The organism is bacterium SCSIO 12643, from assembly GCA_024398135.1.
In the GTDB taxonomy this organism is placed as follows: Bacteria; Bacteroidota; Bacteroidia; order Flavobacteriales_G; family Salibacteraceae; genus CAJXZP01.
In genome coordinates, this window is record CP073750.1 from 2237242 (window position 1) to 2254335 (window position 17094).

Sequence of the window (17094 nt, forward strand, 5' to 3'; positions counted from 1 at the left end):
TTAGTGCTATTTAAGAAAGTATATGTGGTAAGATCGGTTTGGAATAAAATTAATCCATAATTTTGTCCTGTTTTTCAGACTATTGTTTTTGTGAAATCAGAGTTGAAAATAGCAATTTTATTTACACATCTTTTTTTGATTGTGGTGTCATTCGGAACTGTAGCGCATAACGTTACGGACATGACACGGATAGCTCATGAAAACATGCAACCGGAACAGGTTCAGAAATTAGGTGTTCCAGTCTCCATTCAAAATCAAAACCAAAGTCCACTTTCATCATTTCCATTCTCTGAGCAGTTGGATATTGAGTTGGAACCAGATGAAGAAGAAATTGGTAAGAATGGGGCGAATCAGGTGATACCTAAAAATAAAGCGTATAGTTATTATCATCTAAAATCTCCTCCGGTATATTTCTTGAGTAACCGGGAGCATTTAATTACCCAGAACCCTTTATACATATTGATTGAAGTATTTCGACTTTGAGAGAAAAGGAATTGCACAGCGATAGAATCGCTGCAATCTACACAAGAAATTGTGTTTCACTCTTTGTAAAAGTCGAATTATTCTGATTATGTATTCCATACAACAACAATGTAATACCACCACATATTTTCATGCGCACGTCCCGTTAAAAAAAACTTCAAGAATTAACGAAATGGATAGTGTTAAGCGTAGTTTCCAGAAGTTAGTGGCAATAATGCTAATCGTTCAATGGCTCTTGCCATTTTTAGGTTCAAGCAGTACGTCCTGGAATCAATGGACATCTCTAAACTACGGAGTAAATAATGTGCATCATACTTTTCATGTCATTCCTAGAAATTCTGGGATAATAGAGTCAAAAGGTGCTTTAGAGTATTTTGAAGAATGCGAAGAGATAGATGAAGATTTAAGAAAGCGTATTCAAATGATCTTCATTGCTACGGTTCTGGTATATCGGAAGGTGGCATATGTTGTGAAGCCACAGAAGTACTTTGATTTACCCGATTGGAAATATCAAATAACACATCCACCTTGTTATCTAAAATATTGTTCCTTTAAAATTCCTTCGAAATTCATATTCAGTTAGTCGCGTTCGTCCCTCCACACCCACTTAGAATAAAAACTAAAATGGATAGGGAAAATCCTATCATAATAAAAAGAAAATGAATTTTAAAGGAAATAGAATTGTAGCACGTATTATAGATTATACGCAGTTCGGTACATTAGGACTTATAATAGCCTTTGCAATGATAAGTTGCCATCATGAGGAACATGAAAGCCATGAAGAGGTGAGCTTTTTGGTAACGAGTCCTCTAAAAAAAGATACGTCTTATATCAAAGAGTATGTTTGCCAAATAAGATCAATACAACATATTGAACTTAGAGCTCTGGAAAGAGGCTATTTGCAAAATATTTATGTAGATGAAGGTCAGTTTGTCAAAAAAGGACAAAAGATGTTTCAAATTATGCCAATGCTGTATGAAGCTGAATTGAAGAAAGCAGAGGCAGAGGTAAGTTTTGCTGAAATTGAATATAGAAATACACAGAAATTAGCAGATAGTGATATTGTTTCACCTAACGAGTTGGCCCTTGTAAAAGCGAAATACGATAAAGCTTTGGCGGAACTTTCTTTAGCTAAAGTGCATTTAGGTTTTACAGAAATTAAAGCCCCTTTCGATGGTATCATGGACCGGTTTCATGTAAGGTTAGGAAGTCTGCTGGATGAAGGGGATTTATTAACCAGTTTATCTGATAATAGTAAGATGTGGGTGTATTTCAATGTGCCTGAAGCGGAATATCTGGATTACAAAACCAATGTCAAAAGAGACAGCTTGATGCATGTAAATCTGTTGATGGCCAATGGTAAACCTTTCGATTATTCAGGAGTGGTTCAAACTATTGAGGCAGATTTTAATAATGAAACCGGGAATATAGCTTTTAGAGCTACATTCCCAAACCCGGAAGGTCTATTAAGACATGGTGAGACTGGGAATATTCAGGTTCGCGTACCATTAAATGAATCGGTGATCATACCGCAAAAAGCAACCTTTCAGGTATTGGATAAAATCTATGTGTATGTTGTGGATCAGAAGAGTACTGTGCATGCAAAACAGATCACCATTGAAGCAGAAATGCCACATGTTTTTGTAGTGAAATCAGGGATTTCGGAGAACGATAAAATCCTGTTGGAAGGGTTACGAAAAGTCAGAGATGATGAAGAAATTTCATATGACTATCTAAGGCCTGATTCTGTAGTGTCGCATTTGGAACTATACGCTGAGTAATAACCTGTAAATCTAGAGTCATGTTTAGAAATATTATTCATAGACCAGTATTGGCTATAGTGATATCTGTGCTTATTGTTTTTACGGGGCTATTAGCCATAAAGCAATTACCTATATCACAGTTTCCACAAATTGCACCGACTACGGTTAACATATTTATTGCTTTTCCAGGGTCAAGTGCAGATGTGTTGGTGAAATCTACTTTGATTACACTAGAAAATTCTTTGAATGGAGTTCAGGGAATGCGCTATATCGCAACAGATGCGACCAGTGCAGGTGAGGCAACTATTCGCGTCATATTTGAGCCGGGTACAGATCCTACTGAAGCTACTACTCGAGTAAAAATTAGGGTAGATCGAGTCATGCCTTTATTGCCTCCACTGGTGCAGCGAGAAGGTGTGATTATTATGCCGATTCAACCCAGTATGTTGATGTATGTGAATTTATTCAGTACCGATAAAGATCTGGATGAAAAGTTCCTGTACAATTATGCGAATGTGTCTATGATTCCGGAGATTCGAAGAATTAAAGGAGTTTCCAGAGCACAGATTTTGGGAAGTAGACAATATGCTATGCGAATCTGGTTAAATCCGGATCGAATGCGGGCATATAAAATTTCCGTGGATGAAGTAATGGAAGCTATGGCTGAGCAAAGTATTGTAGGACGTCCGGGTAGATTAGGACGGAGTTCAGGTATTCAAGCGCAATCATTGGAATATGTATTGACTTATAAAGGTAGATTTAATAAACCGGAAGAGTATAAAGATATTATTATCCGTGCAAATTCAGATGGAGAGAGTATACATTTAGGTGATATCGCAAAGGTAGAATTGAATGCCCGGTATTATGATATCTATTCCAATCTAGATGGTCATCCATCAGCAGCTATCGTGTTAAAACAGAATTATGGAAGTAATGCCAGTGATGTTATCGATGCAGTAAAAGAAAAATTGGATGAGTTGGAGGAGGACTTTCCTCCAGGTGTAGAATATAAAATCAGCTATGATGTTTCTCAATTTTTAGATGCATCTATTGATGAGGTGATCCATACGCTAAGAGATGCCTTTATACTAGTTGCCCTAGTGGTATTTCTCTTTCTGGGAGATTGGAGATCTACTCTGATTCCAACACTTGCAGTACCGGTATCTTTAATTGGAGCATTCTTTTTTATGTCGCTCTTTGGATTGTCTATTAATCTAATCACATTATTTGCATTGGTATTGGCTATTGGTATTGTGGTTGATGACGCGATTGTGGTAGTTGAAGCAGTGCATGCCAAAATGGAGGAGGAAAATGTGTCTCCTTATGAAGCTGTTAAACTTGTAATGGGTGAAATCAGTGGTGCGATTATCGCTATTACACTCGTAATGGTTTCCGTATTTGTTCCTATTGCATTTATGAGTGGACCAGTGGGAACGTTCTACAGACAGTTTTCAATTACGATGGCAAGTTCCATTGTATTGTCCGCCATCGTTGCGTTGACTTTAACTCCGGTGTTATGTGCTATTATTTTAAAGAACAATCATGGGAAACCTAAACGTAAATCACCTGTGAATTGGTTAATTGATAAGTTTAATGAGCGGTTCGACAAGTTAACAGGAAGATATGTCGGATTGCTTAAGCTCATTGTGAATAGAAGAGTTGTCACATTTGGTGTATTGTTCATTTTTGGATTGGGAATATTGTATGAGAATCAAATACTCCCTGCAGGATTTATTCCAAGCGAGGATCAGGGAACAATTTATGCGATTATTCAAACACCTCCGGGTTCAACTTTAGAACGCACCAATCAGGTGTCTAGAGAATTGCAAAAGATTTGTGAGGAGATAGAGGCTGTGGAGTCCGTATCTTCTTTGGCGGGTTATGAAATTATGACTCAAGGTAGGGGGTCAAATGCCGGAACCTGTTTGATTAATTTGAAACCCTGGGCAGAACGTGATAAATCGGTTAAAGATGTGATGGAGGAGTTGGAAGAAAAGTCTAAAGAACTTGGTGGTATTATTGAGTTTTTTGAACCACCGGCAGTTCCGGGTTTTGGCTCTTCAGCGGGTTTCTCGTTGCGTTTGTTGGATAAAACAACCAATACCAATTATCAGGAATTTGATAAAGTTAATAAAGACTTTATGGCTGCTTTGCGAGAGCGAAAAGAAATCACCGGATTATTTACATTCTTTGCGGCCAATTATCCGCAATATGAGTTGGTGATTGATAATAAAGCGGCTATGCAAAAGGGAGTTTCTATTGGTGAGGCCATGGAGAATTTAAATATTCTTATCGGAAGTACGTATGAACAAGGCTTTATTCGATTTGGAAGATTCTTTAAGGTTTATGTTCAGTCTGATCCGGAATTTAGAAGGTTGCCAACCGATTTGATGAAGTTGTTTGTCAAAAATGATCAGGGTGAAATGGTTCCTTACTCATCATTTATGAAAATTAAGAAGAGTTTGGGGCCAAATGAAATTACCCGATACAATATGTATAACTCAGCTTCTATTCGTGGATTACCTGCTTCGGGTTATACATCTGCTGATGCGATTCAAGCGATTCGGGAGGTAGCTGAGGCAACTTTACCCAGAGGATATGATATCGCATGGGAAGGGCTTTCGTATGATGAGTCGAGGAGAGGAAATGAGTCCATTTACATATTTATTGTGGTCTTGATTTTTGTGTATTTGGTATTGGCAGCGCAATATGAGAGTTTTCTATTGCCACTTGCCGTAATCTTCTCATTACCAGTTGGGATATTTGGTTCGTTTTTGATTCTAAAAATGATGGGATTGGCAAACGATATTTATGCTCAGGTAGGATTGATTATGCTGATTGGATTGCTTGGGAAAAATGCCGTGCTTATAGTGGAGTTTGCCGTTCAAAAAAATCAACAGGGCGCTTCAGTTTTCGATGCAGCTATTGAAGGTGCCAAAGCTCGTTTTCGACCAATTTTGATGACCTCATTTGCATTTATCGCTGGATTGATACCTTTAGTTATGGCGCATGGTGCGGGAGCCATCGGAAATCATACCATTGGTGGTTCAGCGCTTGGTGGGATGTTGTTTGGGACACTATTTGGAGTGATTATTATCCCGGGCTTGTATTACATATTCGGTAAGATGTCAGAAGGAAGGAAATTGATCAGGGATGAGCACAATGCACCATTGAGCGAAGAGATGGTACAGGTAGATGAACGAGAACATTTTTTGCGTCAGTTGTATAAAAAATTAAGAGGTAAAAAAATGAATTTGTGGATGATTATTCTTTTGATTGCTATGGGTTTAGCATCGTGTAAAACACAAGAAAGTGCTACCAGAAAAGAAAATAAAGCCGTTCCTGAAAGTTATCTTGACACTCATGATTCTTCGAATATTGCAGATGTGAACTGGCGAGAGTTTTTTAAGGATTCTAATTTAACTCAGTTGATAGACACTGCTTTGAGTCATAATCAGGAGTTAAATATTATGCTTCAGGAGATAGAAGTTTCAAGAAGCGAAATTAGAGCCAGAAAAGGCGAGTATCTTCCATTTGTTTCATTAAATGGTAGTGGAGGAGTTGAAAAGGTATCACGATACACCAGGAATGGTGTTGTGGAAGAGAGTTTAGATGTAGAGCCAGGAAAATCATTTCCGGAACCTTTACCAGATTATATGGTTGGGGCATACGCGACCTGGGAGTTGGACGTATGGAAGAAATTGCGAAATGCAAAAAAGTCTGCGGTTTCCAAATATCTGGCAAGCATAGAAGGGAAGAATTTTATGGTAACACACCTAATTGCAGAAATTGCAAATTCTTATTATGAGTTGTTGGCTTTAGATAATCAGTTAGAAATTGTGGAGCAAAATATCGAAATTCAGAGTAGTGCTTTAGAGGTGGTGAAGTTGGAAAAACAAGCTACCAAAGTAACTGAATTGGCGGTGAAGAGGTTTGAAGCGCAGGTTTTAAATACCCGAAGTTTACAATATGAAATTCGACAAAAGATCATTGAAACAGAAAATAGAATCAATTTTTTAGTGGGTCGATTCCCGCAGCATGTAGAACGAGACGTGAATACATTTAAAAACTTGAAGCCTAATCTGATACAGGAAGGAGTGCCAGCACAACTGCTTGCAAATCGGCCAGATATTCGACAAGCAGAATTTGTGCTGACAGCCTCGAAACTGGATGTGAAAGTAGCGAGAGCCAGGTTTTACCCTTCAGTGAGATTATCGGCAGGCCTAGGCTATCAGGCATTTAATGCAACTTACTGGTTTAAAAGTCCGGAGTCTATATTGTATTCTTTAGCAGGTGATTTAGCAGCTCCATTAATCAATAGGAATGCGATTCAGGCGGCATATCAAAGCGCCAATGCCAAGCAATTACAGGCAGTTTATTCATATGAGCAGACTATTTTGAATGCTTATATTGAAGTAGTAAATCAACTATCAAAACTTGATAATTTAGAAAATAGCTATGATTTGAAGAGACAGGAAGTGCAAGCTTTAACTCAGTCAATAGATATTTCGAATGGTTTATTTAGATCTGCACGCGCAGATTATATGGAAGTTTTGTTGACCCAAAGAGATGCTTTGGAAGCTCGATTTGATTTGATTGAAACCAAAATGCAACAGATGAATGCAATGGTGAATGTTTATCAAGCACTTGGAGGAGGTTGGAAATAGTTAGATGGAAATTGTGTTTTTCTGATTTATTGAGGCCGCATCGAATACGATGCGGCCTCTTGTTTTATGATGATCGGTAAAGAGTCGAGAGCTAAAAGTATTAAGTTTCGGTTTTTAAAATTGATATAGAATGATCGGAAAAGTGCTTCGATGTTTTTTAGGATTAATCACTTTGGTTGTTTTGATCTTTGGATTAAACATGTACTGTTTACGGAGTATTGATGGGGATATTCAAACCAATACCGTTGAAGAGACCAAAGCTAAGTTTGGAGCTTTTAATTCAGGAGAAAAAATAAAGCTCGTTGAATTAAGTGGAGTGAGATACAGTGTGATTAAAACATTTGGGTTAGTCTCTTCCAAATTGGATGTGTTTAATAGAATTGTTGTTTCAACAATGGTGTATAAGAGTGATGACTTGATGGTTACCGGGGTGGTGGTGGCTCCGAAAGAACCTGGCCAATACCCTTGTATTATTTACAATAGGGGTGGGAATAGGAACTCCGGACGAATTGGGTTTAGAATGATTAAAGAGCATATGGCTTTTTTAGCAGATCAGGGTTATGTGGTAGTGGCTTCAAATTATAGAGGAAATAGTGGAAGTGAAGGTCAGGAAGAATTTGGTGGTGCTGATGTGAATGATGTCATGAATCTGGTGTCAGTTCTATCAGAAATCCCAAATGCAGATACATCAAAAATAGGAATGTTTGGGCATAGTAGAGGTGGAATAATGACTTATAAGGCACTTCAAAATAAAGGTGTTTTTCAGACGGCTGTTGTAATGGCTGGCGCAGCAAACTTGTTTGAAACTAAAAAGTTTAGACCTGAGATGGAAACATATGTTTTTGCAGAGACGATACCTGATTATTACAATCATACAGATGAGAAATTGAGAGATCGTTCGGTAGTCTTTTGGGTTAAAGAGTTAGATGAGGTTCCACTCGGAGTGTTACATGGAATTAAAGATGATAGAGTAATGTATGTTGAAGCAACCCAATTGGCTGAAGAATTAGCTCGAATAGACTATCCATATAAATTATTTTCTTTTTCGGAGGGGAATCATACGCTTAGTAAAAACAGGAAGGAATATCGAGAAATTATCATCGATTGGTTTAATCGATATTTGTTAGACGGGAATGATTTTAATGAAGCGGTTCAGAGAGTAACTCTATAAACGGTCCTTAATGAAATGAAATTCTATTTTGAATTACAGTTTAAAAGAATCGAGCGAAAGTTTAGTGACTTTGGGGTGCATCCTATATTGGGTGTTTTGATCGCAATTTTGGGATTTGTTTTGTTGTCGACATATCTATTCCAGGAGATTCAATATGCATATGGAATATACTTAATGCTTGCTTTTTCCTTGTTGAGTAACTTAAGTGAAAAGAAAAGAAATGATCAGCTAAAGCTTATTTTCAAATCAAATCAGTATATCCAAATTCGATTGATAGAAAATAGCCTAATGATCATTCCATTCATGATGGTTTTGGGATTCTTTGGATATGGACTTTGGGGATTAGTGTTGGTTGTTATTGCTGGTCTATTGGCCATATTAAATCAGTTTAAATCTTTTGGTTTTGTAGTGAAAACACCATTTAAAAGAATTCCATTTGAAAATATTGTCGGCTTTCGAAGAGTTTATTTAATCCTTATAGCGATCTATCTTTTATTGTTGAAATCTATTCAGGTGCAGAATTACAATCTGGGTTTATTCGCATTAGGAATGGTTTTTTTAATCACCATGTCATTTTACATACGCGCTGAGGAAAAATATTTCGTTTGGATTTATTCGAATACTCCCCAACAGTTTTTGCTTCGAAAAATACGATTGGGTTTGTTGGCGAGTTCCGTTTTGAGTTTGATTCCGGTAATAGTATTAATCGGATATTACCCGGAAAATTTATGGATGACAGTGTTGATTCAGGGAATAGGTTTTGTATTTATGGTGACCGTAATATTGGCAAAGTATTCGGCATACCCAAATGAAATGGGGTTAGGGCAAGCTGTATTATTAGGCGTGAGTTTGTGGTTTCCTCCAATGTTGTTGGGAGTCGTACCATATTTTTATGTGAAATCTAAAGAACAATTAGAGTTAGTTTTAAATGATAAGAATAACAGAGTTAAATAAAACGTATGGTACGCACCATGTGCTTAAAGGGATTAGTCTGGAGTTGCAGTCCGGAAAGGTATATGGAATAGTGGGGGCAAATGGAGCGGGAAAGACAACTCTTTTTAAATGTTTGGCGCATTTAGAATCTTATGAAGGATGGATAGAGTCTGAATGGTATCCGCTAAAAAATCATATGGGATTTTTGGAAACAAACCCATTGTTTATGAGTAAAATGACAGGATGGGAATATCTCAAATTGTTATGTGTAGCCAGAGGTGTAGATTCAGATGAATTTGAAGCTAAGAATGTTTTTGAATTGCCGTTACAACAATATGTGGAAACATATTCAACAGGAATGAAAAAGAAGCTGGCTCTAACGGGAGTTTTGTTACAGGATAATAAAGTATTCATTTTAGATGAGCCATTTAATGGGGTGGATATTCATAGTAATATGATGATTGTTGAGGTGATTAGAAGATTAAAAAATCAAGGTAAAACGGTATTAATTTCATCTCATATTTTTTCAACTTTAAAAGACACTTGTGATGAAATTATGATGTTGAAAGCAGGGGAAATTACTAAACATGTCAGGCCAGAACATTTTGAAGAGTTGGAAGAGGAAATGAAGACATTTGTGATTGGGGATAAAATGGATAATTTAGAAGAGTTAATGTAAGGTCAAATTGTAAAAATATAAATATGAAATTAGGAGCTTTTTCAGTCAGTTTATCCGTTAAGGATTTGACAGTGTCAAAGGAGTTTTATGAAAAGTTAGGTTTTTCAGTATTTGCTGGAAGTATGGAGATGAATTATCTCATTATGAAAAATGGAAATGCTTTGGTCGGGCTATTTTATGGAATGTTTGAAGGAAACATTATGACCTTTAATCCGGGTTGGGATGAAAATGCACAGAAACTGGATGAATTTGATGATGTTCGAAAAATTCAGGAAAGTCTAAAAGCTCAAGATGTAGATTTGATTTCAGAAGCGGATGAATCAACAACAGGCCCGGAAAATATTATTTTAGTTGATCCGGATGGAAACCAAATTTTGATTGACCAACACGTATAATATTTAGAAACAAGTAATAGGTAAATATATGGAAATGCAATTTTCAGGAAACCCGAAGCCATTTGGGGTGATCGGATTGGTGATTGGGATCATCTCATTATTATTTTCATTAATTCCATGTGTGGGATTTTATGCATTTGTTCCAGCATTACTCGCTACGATTTTTTGTTTGATTGCATTCTTATATATGCGTCAAAATAACATGGGTACTGGGGTGCCACTTGCCGGATTAATTATTGGGTTATTGGCGATTTCAATTAGTATCTACCAATACGTGGAATATGAAGAAGTGTTTAAAACTAAATCTGAGATTGAAAATTCCATTAAAGAGGGGCTGGAGGAACAGGTGATACAGGAGGTAATGGATAATTTGGAAGAGGAGTTGGAGCAAGATACGATTGAGTATATAGATACTATCGAGTATATTGAAAATGATACCCTTCAATAAAGAAAATTGGGAGTATCATTTCTTTAATGTTCTGATTTTTGTTTTTATCATTTTGATGGCGATCTTGCTTAAAACTGATGTGATAGCCATAAAATGTGTTTATGCAGAATTAGGAGAGGAATGTAGAACTTGTGGATTGACCCGATCGTTTCAGCAATTATTAAGTGGAGAGATGAGAGGTGTTCCGTTGGGGCATGGATTGTTATTTTTATTATTTGCATCTCAATTAATCATTCGCCCGGTGGTAAGTTGGTTGGTCGAAAAATATCATTCAGTAAGACAAATATTGATACTCGACATAATATTATCTTTAGTGATTATTATTTGGACAATGAAAGAGTTGTTATGGGAATAGAAAGATTAGAAGAAAATAAGAAAAATGCCATTGCGTTTTATAGAATGGCTTACGAAGGACAACCTCAAAAAGCAGTAGAATTATACCTTGGGGCTGATTATATTCAGCATAACCCTGATGTAGCCAATGGGAAAAAAGGTTTTATTGATTATTTTAATAGAATGCAAAAAGAATATCCGGATAAGTCGATTGAATTTGTTAGATGTATTGGAGAGGAAGACCTGGTAGCTTTACATACGCATCAAATCTGGCCAGAAGGAGATGAATATGTGACGATGGATTTTTTTAGATTCGATTCAGATGGAAAAATCTGCGAACATTGGGATTCCATCCAGAAAATTCCGGCCGAATCAAAGAATGAAAATACAATGTATTAGTGTTTTAAGAGTAAATAGAAATAGGTAACAAAAAGATAATCAAATCATAATGTAACAGAGCTAAAAGAAAAAAGCCTTAAACACACAGTGTTTAAGGCTTTTTTTGAAAGTGGTGCCTCCAGGAATCGAACCAGGGACACATGGATTTTCAGTCCATTGCTCTACCAACTGAGCTAAGGCACCTCCTTGTTGTTTAACACTTCTGCTGAACGGGCGACAAAAGTAATTAAATATTGAATATTACAAATAAGAATGAAGAAAATTTTTTCTTTATTTTCATTGTTTAGATTTGCAACCGTTAAAAAATATGAATTTTATACTCGACATAGGGAACACGAATGTGAAGGCAGCTATTTTTGACCAAAATAATTTGGTGACACAAAAGGTAGTGAGCTTAGGGGACTTAGGAAATGTAATTGATCAATTTTTAGATCAGTATCAACCGTCACATATTATCGCATCTAGTGTTTCAGCGACCAAAGAAGAATTGGAAGTTTTGATTGACAATAGGGCGGAGTGGATGATGTTTGATTCAACATGTGAATTACCTATTCGTGTAGAATACCAATCTGTAGAGACTTTAGGTTCGGATAGATTAGCCGGAGTGATGGGGGTATATGAAGAATATCCTCAAAAAAATGTTCTGGTAATCGATGCAGGGACTTGTATTACATATGATCTTTTAACGTACGACAATAGATATTTTGGTGGAGCGATTTCACCAGGATGTGAAATGCGTTATAAATCGTTAAATAAGTTCACGAAAAAACTGCCTTTGCTACATCCAAAAGAACGACCGAATTTAATTGGACAATCTACAGAAGATTCGATTCATTCCGGTATTATTAATGGAATGAGCTTTGAAATTGACGGGGTAATAAATGCATATAAAAAGCGTTTCGGAAATCTATTTGTAGTAATGACCGGAGGGGATGCAAAGAATTTTGTCAAAGAAGTAAAAAACACCACTTTTGCAGATCAAAATTTAATCCTTCATGGTTTGAATAAAATTTTAGATTATCATTATCGAAAAGCATAAATCACAGTACATTTTAGTAGTATTTATTTTGATGTTTGTTTCGGCAAATGCGCAAAATAATATTACCAGTTCACCATACTCTTTATTTGGAATTGGGGATCCTTTGTCTATAAATAATACAATGGGCCTATCTATGGGGGATGTGAAATATGCTATGGATAGACCTTTCTATTTGAATACAGCGAATCCAGCAAGTTATGCTTCATTGAAAGCGGCTACATTTTCGGTAGGAGCTATGCTAAATAGAACCCGTACCTTTAATTCAGAAACCAGTCAGGACAATGACAATGGGAGTTTGAGATATTTCGGTTTGGGTATCCCGTTGACTAAGAAATTGGGAATCTCTTTAGGTGCGAAACCATTCACCTCTTTAGGTTATGGCATTCAAATTAACTCGACCAATGCGGTTGGCGATTATTTTACCAGATATGAAGGTCAGGGCGGGATGAATATAATCCATGGTGGAATAGGGTATAAGATTCTTAAGGACAGTGTGCAGTCTGTAAGTATTGGAACGAATGCAAACTTTTATTTTGGGAATAACCGTCAAACGACTTTAAATAATCTGGAAGAAATTCCGGGGGCTTTGAATACTTTGTTTCAGGACAATTATGTGACCAATGATTTTGGTTTTGATATTGGACTATTATACAGCTTAAGGCTTAATAAATTATTAAATAAGTCTGAAACCTATGAGAGTACTTTAACGTTAGGAGGATCATACTCACTACCAACGCATTTAAAAACCAGGTTTGAATCCTTTTCTGGAGCATTTTATTATACGAGTTCTCGATTATTCGTGATCACTGATACACTTTCATATTCTTTAGACACTACGTCTATTTATCTTCCAAAGCGATATGGAATTGGGGTGAACTATGAATTGTTTAACAGGCATACCAAAAATCTTTGGATTATTGAATTAGATTATGAATTCAACGAATGGAGTGCTTTAAAAGTGAATGGTACCAATTCGGGTCTTGAAAATTCTACGCAATATAGTTTTGGAATGCAATTCGTTCCAGATGCAAATGGTATTAGAGACTTCTTCAAGCTTTTAAGATATCGCGTTGGGTTTAATTATAAAGATACACGTATCAACGTGTTAGGGACTCAAGTGACTGATATGTCTGTCACAGCGGGGTTTGGCATACCTCTTGTAAAGTCTAAATCGATTTTTCCTTCTTCTTCCACAATTGATTTTGGGGTGACCGTTGGAAATAGAGGGTCGACTAGTAATGGACTGATCAGAGAACAATATACCAACGTTTACATTGGGTTATCGCTATCTCCGAATTATTGGGATAGATGGTTTAAGAAAAGAAAAATCAACTAATAAATAGATAAACAAAAACGAAAAATAACAGACAGATGAAAAAACAACTGTTAACAATCACAATGATGTTTTTTGCTGTGGCATCTTTTGCCCAGTCAAAATATGGGGCAACACCAGAGGATAGTGTGACTTGTGTTGAAAGCACTTCATTATATGTAGAGTTTTACAAGCAGAAGAATTATACAGATGCTAGAGGGCCGTGGTTAAAGGCAGTACAGCATTGTCCAAAATCATCTAAAAACTTATACATCAAAGGGGCAACTATGTATAAGAGCTTTATCAAAGCTGAAGAAGATGCAGATAAGAAAGCAAAATTAGTAGATACATTGATGTGGATTTACGATCAGAGAATTGAAAACTTTGGACAAAAAGGAAATGTTTTAGGTCGTAAAGGAGCTGATTTAGCGCGTTATGATAAGAGTAGATACCAGGAAGCTTACGGATATTTAAAAGAGTCTTTTGAGTTAGAAGGAAATAAATCTCAAAAAGGAGCTATTACGGCTTATTATAAGTTGACTGAGAAAATGGTTAAGAAAGGTGAATTGGAAAAAGAAGAACTTTTCACTTTATTCCCAAAATTGTCAGCTGTTGTAGTAGAAAATACTAAAAAAGCAAAAACTCCTGAGGCTAAAGATAAATGGTTACAAGTAGCAGGTGCCTTAGAGCAAATATTCTCAAAATATGCAGGATGTCCTGAGTTAGTTGAAATTTATACTCCTAAATACGAAGCAAATCCAAACGATACCAATGTATTGATTCAGATTATTGCTTTCTTTGAGAAGAGTGACTGTACTGATGAAGAGTTATTCTTGAAAGCTTCTATGTCATTGGATAAAGTAAAACCTTCTGCGATATCTAAATTTGGTATTGGTCGTTCATTATTGAAAAAAGAACGTTATTCAGAAGCGATTGAGTATTTCAAACAAGCTGCTGAAATGTCAGAAACGACTCCTGGAAAGATCAATAGCTACAAGTATATTGCGTTTACTCAGTTGAACTTAAAGCAGTATGCAAGTGCGAAGACTTATGCTTTAAAAATGTTAAAGTTAGATCCTAAAAATGCAGATGCATACATGATTATTGGTGATGCATACTTATACGGATCTAAATCTGTTGGAGAAAATGCATGTGAGCAAGCAGGAGGATATTGGGCAGCAGTGTCTAAATATCAAAAAGCGAAATCTTTAAATCCTGAACTTGCGGATAAAGCGAATAAGAAAATTGCTTCGGCTAAAGCACAGTATCCAAGTAAAGAAGATTGTTTCTTCTACAAAATCTTAGATGGTCAGTCGTATCATGTAGGTGGATGGATTAATGAAGATGTCACTGTTCGTACAAAATAAAAATATCAATATTGAATTGAAAGTCCTTAGTGCATTTGCGCTAAGGACTTTTGTGTATATCTCTGTTGCAGTTTTTATGATAAGTTGCGGAGGGAATACTTTGCAGGAAATCGATGAGCTTATTGTCGAATCCGAAGATTTACCACTATCTACAAGTAAAAATATTGTACTTAACTTTAGTGATTCGGGGGTCGTGAAAATCGTTCTGAAAGCACCTGTTTTGGAGCGTTATATTGATGAAGATGAAGTGCCATATGATTTATTACCTGAAGGAATGCGAATTGAATTCATAGATAGTTTGGGTAATGTGGAAGCAAAGGTCATGAGTAAACATGCCATTCACTATCCCAATAAAGATATTTTGGAATTATCGGATGATGTTCAGGTATATAATCTGGATGGAGATAAATTAAATAGTGAACATTTAACATGGAACTCGAGAACTAAAAAAATCCATTCTGAAGATTTTGTGAAAATCACTACTGAAGATGAAATTATATACGGTGACGGATTTGAAGCGAACCAGGACTTTACGAATTATAGAATTAACCATATTAAGGGAATTATATCTTTAGACGATGAATCTGTACAATAGAATAATGGAGCTTTTTTGGTTGATTGCAGGAATTGCAATGTTGATTTTTGCGGTATATTGTCATTTGAACGATCTGCACGAAGAAGAAATTAGATATTTCTATATGGCTGGATCTATGGCCGTAGTACTTTCTATATTCCGTTTTATTTTTCGCAAAAATGTTATCGAAAAACAAGATGACTCAAAGAACAAATAATTGCTTAATTTTGGTTAGGTAATTTGCCTTATGGAAAGTGATCCCATACTTATAATAGTTATATCTCTGATCTTATCTGCCTTTTTTTCGGGTATTGAGATTGCCTTTATTTCTGCTAATAAACTAAAGATTGAAGTTGATACCAATAATGGAGAATTGGCTTTTGGTTTCTTCTCTAAATTGATCAAAAAACCCTCTCGATTTATTACCACGATGTTATTGGGGAATAACATTTCGCTGGTAATTTATGGTTTGGCAATGGGGGATTTACTAACTCCGGTTATTGATGACTTCACCAATAACGGAGTCATTATTCTTTTGATTCAAACGTTGATTTCCACTTTGGTGATTTTGATATTGGCTGAGTTTTTACCAAAAGTATTATTTAGTCAAAATCCCAATAGAAGCCTAAAGATTTTTGCTGTCCCCGTATTTGTAACGTATTTCATATTCTATCCAATTGTGGGATTTGTAAATGCGTTAAGCAATTTCATTTTTAAATATATTCTAAGAATAGAAGTGTCAGAACAAAAACTCACTTATGAGTTAGTAGATTTGGATCATTATCTAAAAGAAATTTCAACAGGGAATATTGAAGAGGAGGAATTGGACAATGAGATTCAAATTTTGCAGAACGTATTGGAATTTAATTCGGTAAAAGCCCGTGAATGTATGGTGCCCCGAAATGAAATTATAGCGGTTGAAATTCATGATGAGATGGGGGAGTTGATTCGTAAATTTTTGGATTCAGGTCACTCTAAAATATTGGTATATCGTGGGAATATTGATCGAATAATCGGTTACGTACACTCAAGTGATTTGTATAGCAAACCAACTATGGTAAAGCATGTTTTAAGACCAATTGCCGTAGTTCCGGAAACAATGCCTGCAGATGATGTGATGAGCAGTTTTATCAAGAAACGTCAGAGCATGGCTGTGGTAGTAGATGAATTTGGAGGGACCGCAGGAATTTTGACCTTAGAAGATGTGGTGGAAGAGATTTTTGGCGAGATTGAAGATGAACACGATAAAGGAGAATTAACCGAACAAAAAATATCTGAAACCGAATATATCTTTAGTTCTAGACTAGAGGTGGACTATTTGAATGAGGAGTATCATTTAAAATTACCAAAGTCAGATAATTATGAGACTTTGGCCGGGTTGATAATTGAGCACTTTGAGTCCATACCGGAGAAAGGTGATCGAATCAAAATTGATTTTTTTGAGTTTGATATTCTTTCAGTATCAAATAATAAAATCAATGAAGTCAAACTTCATTTAATTCAAGAGAATTAACCATATAACAATTAGTCC

Annotated in this window: 16 protein-coding genes and 1 tRNA gene; 16 read left to right on the forward strand and 1 reads right to left on the reverse strand. The window is 36.0% G+C overall.

The features are described 5' to 3' along the window. The first annotated feature begins 102 nt into the window (after nt 1–102). The 11 genes from KFE94_09465 (at nt 103) to KFE94_09515 (ending at nt 11271) form a co-directional block, all read left to right on the forward strand. Nucleotides 103–483 carry a hypothetical protein gene (locus tag KFE94_09465; protein UTW64911.1) on the forward strand — a complete coding sequence of 127 codons (381 nt, stop codon included), beginning with the start codon at nt 103–105 and terminating at the stop codon, nt 481–483. Between the two features lie 88 nt (nt 484–571). Next, on the forward strand, nt 572–1066 hold the full coding sequence (locus tag KFE94_09470) for a hypothetical protein (GenBank protein UTW64912.1): 495 nt from the start codon (nt 572–574) through the stop codon (nt 1064–1066). A 160-nt stretch (nt 1067–1226) separates the two neighbouring features. After that, nucleotides 1227–2264, forward strand: coding sequence for an efflux RND transporter periplasmic adaptor subunit (locus KFE94_09475; protein UTW68251.1), 1038 nt, complete (start codon nt 1227–1229; stop codon nt 2262–2264). A 20-nt stretch (nt 2265–2284) separates the two neighbouring features. Then, the gene (locus KFE94_09480) at nt 2285–6913 is read left to right on the forward strand and encodes an efflux RND transporter permease subunit (GenBank protein ID UTW64913.1); all 4629 of its coding nucleotides are present in this window, start codon (nt 2285–2287) and stop codon (nt 6911–6913) included. A 130-nt stretch (nt 6914–7043) separates the two neighbouring features. After that, the gene (locus KFE94_09485) at nt 7044–8084 is read left to right on the forward strand and encodes a S9 family peptidase (protein UTW64914.1); all 1041 of its coding nucleotides are present in this window, start codon (nt 7044–7046) and stop codon (nt 8082–8084) included. 15 nt (nt 8085–8099) lie between these two features. Beyond that, complete coding sequence (locus tag KFE94_09490; protein UTW64915.1) at nt 8100–9038, forward strand: hypothetical protein; 939 nt, start codon at nt 8100–8102, stop codon at nt 9036–9038. Further along, nucleotides 9013–9696: an ABC transporter ATP-binding protein gene (locus KFE94_09495; protein UTW64916.1), complete on the forward strand. Its 684-nt coding sequence runs from the start codon at nt 9013–9015 to the stop codon at nt 9694–9696. The genes KFE94_09490 and KFE94_09495 overlap by 26 nt, the downstream gene beginning before the upstream one ends. 23 nt (nt 9697–9719) lie before the next feature. Further along, complete coding sequence (locus KFE94_09500) at nt 9720–10091, forward strand: VOC family protein (GenBank protein UTW64917.1); 372 nt, start codon at nt 9720–9722, stop codon at nt 10089–10091. Nucleotides 10092–10125: 34 nt separating this feature from the next. Further along, nucleotides 10126–10539 (forward strand): hypothetical protein, encoded by a 414-nt coding sequence (locus KFE94_09505; GenBank protein ID UTW64918.1) that lies wholly within the window; start codon nt 10126–10128, stop codon nt 10537–10539. Next, nucleotides 10523–10894, forward strand: a complete 372-nt coding sequence (locus KFE94_09510; GenBank protein UTW64919.1) for a DUF2752 domain-containing protein — start codon at nt 10523–10525, stop codon at nt 10892–10894. Before KFE94_09505 ends, KFE94_09510 begins: the two co-directional genes overlap by 17 nt. Next, nucleotides 10885–11271, forward strand: a complete 387-nt coding sequence (locus KFE94_09515; GenBank protein UTW64920.1) for a nuclear transport factor 2 family protein — start codon at nt 10885–10887, stop codon at nt 11269–11271. Before KFE94_09510 ends, KFE94_09515 begins: the two co-directional genes overlap by 10 nt. A 110-nt stretch (nt 11272–11381) precedes the next feature. On the opposite strand, the gene KFE94_09520 is transcribed toward KFE94_09515, so the two are convergent. After that, a tRNA-Phe gene (locus KFE94_09520) sits at nt 11382–11454 on the reverse strand. Nucleotides 11455–11578: 124 nt separating this feature from the next. Here KFE94_09520 and KFE94_09525 point away from each other — a divergent pair. From KFE94_09525 to KFE94_09545, 5 genes are all read left to right on the forward strand, one after another. Next, nucleotides 11579–12310 (forward strand): type III pantothenate kinase, encoded by a 732-nt coding sequence (locus KFE94_09525; GenBank protein UTW64921.1) that lies wholly within the window; start codon nt 11579–11581, stop codon nt 12308–12310. Between the two features lie 31 nt (nt 12311–12341). Further along, nucleotides 12342–13646 (forward strand): hypothetical protein, encoded by a 1305-nt coding sequence (locus KFE94_09530; protein ID UTW64922.1) that lies wholly within the window; start codon nt 12342–12344, stop codon nt 13644–13646. Between the two features lie 35 nt (nt 13647–13681). Further along, nucleotides 13682–14989, forward strand: a complete 1308-nt coding sequence (locus KFE94_09535) for a hypothetical protein (protein ID UTW64923.1) — start codon at nt 13682–13684, stop codon at nt 14987–14989. Beyond that, entirely contained in the window at nt 14967–15584 is a 618-nt protein-coding gene (gene lptC / locus KFE94_09540) for an LPS export ABC transporter periplasmic protein LptC (GenBank protein ID UTW64924.1), read from the forward strand. The genes KFE94_09535 and lptC overlap by 23 nt, the downstream gene beginning before the upstream one ends. A gap of 226 nt (nt 15585–15810) precedes the next feature. Then, nucleotides 15811–17076: an HlyC/CorC family transporter gene (locus tag KFE94_09545; protein UTW64925.1), complete on the forward strand. Its 1266-nt coding sequence runs from the start codon at nt 15811–15813 to the stop codon at nt 17074–17076. Nucleotides 17077–17094: the final 18 nt, after the last annotated feature.

What these genes read in the sequence shown, in the direction of transcription:
- KFE94_09475 (UTW68251.1), top strand. Translation starts at nt 1,227, where the DNA reads ATGATAAGTTGCCATCATGAGGAACATGAAAGCCATGAAGAGGTGAGC.
- KFE94_09510 (UTW64919.1), top strand. Translation starts at nt 10,523, where the DNA reads ATGATACCCTTCAATAAAGAAAATTGGGAGTATCATTTCTTTAATGTT.
- KFE94_09500 (UTW64917.1), top strand. Translation starts at nt 9,720, where the DNA reads ATGAAATTAGGAGCTTTTTCAGTCAGTTTATCCGTTAAGGATTTGACA.
- KFE94_09525 (UTW64921.1), top strand. Translation starts at nt 11,579, where the DNA reads ATGAATTTTATACTCGACATAGGGAACACGAATGTGAAGGCAGCTATT.
- KFE94_09495 (UTW64916.1), top strand. Translation starts at nt 9,013, where the DNA reads ATGATAAGAATAACAGAGTTAAATAAAACGTATGGTACGCACCATGTG.
- KFE94_09545 (UTW64925.1), top strand. Translation starts at nt 15,811, where the DNA reads ATGGAAAGTGATCCCATACTTATAATAGTTATATCTCTGATCTTATCT.
- KFE94_09515 (UTW64920.1), top strand. Translation starts at nt 10,885, where the DNA reads ATGGGAATAGAAAGATTAGAAGAAAATAAGAAAAATGCCATTGCGTTT.
- KFE94_09530 (UTW64922.1), top strand. Translation starts at nt 12,342, where the DNA reads ATGTTTGTTTCGGCAAATGCGCAAAATAATATTACCAGTTCACCATAC.
- KFE94_09490 (UTW64915.1), top strand. Translation starts at nt 8,100, where the DNA reads ATGAAATTCTATTTTGAATTACAGTTTAAAAGAATCGAGCGAAAGTTT.
- KFE94_09535 (UTW64923.1), top strand. Translation starts at nt 13,682, where the DNA reads ATGAAAAAACAACTGTTAACAATCACAATGATGTTTTTTGCTGTGGCA.
- KFE94_09505 (UTW64918.1), top strand. Translation starts at nt 10,126, where the DNA reads ATGCAATTTTCAGGAAACCCGAAGCCATTTGGGGTGATCGGATTGGTG.
- KFE94_09470 (UTW64912.1), top strand. Translation starts at nt 572, where the DNA reads ATGTATTCCATACAACAACAATGTAATACCACCACATATTTTCATGCG.
- KFE94_09480 (UTW64913.1), top strand. Translation starts at nt 2,285, where the DNA reads ATGTTTAGAAATATTATTCATAGACCAGTATTGGCTATAGTGATATCT.
- lptC (UTW64924.1), top strand. Translation starts at nt 14,967, where the DNA reads ATGTCACTGTTCGTACAAAATAAAAATATCAATATTGAATTGAAAGTC.
- KFE94_09485 (UTW64914.1), top strand. Translation starts at nt 7,044, where the DNA reads ATGATCGGAAAAGTGCTTCGATGTTTTTTAGGATTAATCACTTTGGTT.